1 pseudogene is annotated in these 550 nt (G+C 51.5%); it reads left to right on the forward strand.

What is annotated here, in order from left to right:
• A pseudogene (locus tag J5069_RS23990) lies at nucleotides 1-550 on the forward strand (dicarboxylate transporter/tellurite-resistance protein TehA); the annotation flags it as partial.

The following is a 550-nucleotide window of genomic DNA, read 5'->3' on the forward strand; positions in this document are numbered from 1 at the left end:
AAATTGAGCACCCCCTCATGGGCAGCTATATCAGTTTATTCCCTGCAACCCCCATGTTGGTTGCAATAGGCTTCGTGCCTTGGTGTAGACCACTCAGCGTGGCAATGTTTATTACAGGAGCGATCATCCAACTCGCGTATGCCGCCTGGCAAAGCGCTGGAATATGGCGAGGAAAACATCCGCACGATGCAACCACACCAGGGCTTTATCTACCCACTGTTGCGAATAACTTCATCAGTTGTATGGCCAGTGGCGCGCTGGGATACCACGATCTCGGCATTCTATTCGGCCATTCTACATAGAATGCGTAGCCACGGGGAAATGCCAGCACCGGTGAGACTTTCTCTCGGTATACAGCTTGCCCCTTCTCTGGTTGCATGCAATGCCTGGTTGGCCGTTAATGGCGGGGAGGCTGATACCTTTGCAAAACTGCTTTTTGGCTACGGTTTGCTACAGTTGTTATTTATGATCCGTCTGATTCCATGGTATCTGAAAGGGCCATTCAACCTCTCGTCCTGGAGTTCCTCATTCGGGCTCTCGGCACTTGCCT

This window comes from Candidatus Symbiopectobacterium sp. NZEC127 (assembly GCF_025962675.1).
Taxonomy (GTDB): domain Bacteria; phylum Pseudomonadota; class Gammaproteobacteria; order Enterobacterales; family Enterobacteriaceae; genus Symbiopectobacterium.